Origin of the sequence: Lentzea aerocolonigenes, from assembly GCF_000955955.1 — a bacterium.
GTDB lineage: Bacteria > Actinomycetota > Actinomycetes > Mycobacteriales > Pseudonocardiaceae > Lentzea > Lentzea aerocolonigenes_A.
On sequence record NZ_JYJG01000636.1, the window covers coordinates 1 to 745 of the forward strand.

At 73.0% G+C, this 745-nt stretch carries 1 pseudogene; it reads right to left on the reverse strand.

From position 1 onward, the window contains the following. Window positions 1-745: pseudogene (locus UK23_RS53505) on the reverse strand (hypothetical protein); the annotation flags it as partial.

Sequence of the window (745 nt, forward strand, 5' to 3'; positions counted from 1 at the left end):
GCACCGCCCCTCCCACACCGCCGCCGCGGCCGCGAGCCCCGTGGCCCCCACCTCCTGCTGCATGACGCGGGACCGCGCGAACAGCGGCACGGCCTGGTCGCACCGGCCCATCGCGTGCAGGCAGCGGGCGATCCCCTCGACGAGGATGGCCGTCAGGCGGTCCCGGGCCTTCGTCGCTTCGCCTGCCCGCCTGCGGCGCTCCACTTCCTCGTGCAGGGCGTCCATGTGGGCGAACGCCTCCTCCGGCTGCCCGTCGAGCAACAGGAGCGCGCCGAACCGGTAGCGGACCGGCATCTGCACGGCCCAGAAGTCGAAGGGAGCGGCGAGCTCCACGGACTGCCGCGCGTGCTCCATCGCCGTGGCGCGGCCGACCTGGGAGTACTCGTGGAAGGAGGCGTAGGCCAGTGCCCACATCCGTTCCAGCGGGTCGTCGGCCGCCTCGGCGCAACGCAGGGCGAGCAGGTACTGCTCCAGCGCGGCCTCGGTGTTCTTCACCATGGCCAGCGCCCATCCCAGGAAGTTGCGCTGCTGCGCCTCCGCGGCCACGTCGCCCAACGCCCGCGCGGCGTCGACCCCCAGGCCGAAGATCTCGACCCACTCGACCGCGTACCAGCGGTCGTCGGAGTACCAGTGCATGGCCGTCGCGAGCTCCAGGACCTGGCGGTGCCATCCGATCCGCGCCGCCTCGTTGAACGCGGCCAGCCAGCTGGAACGCTCCTGCTCCAGCCACGAACCCGCCTCGCCC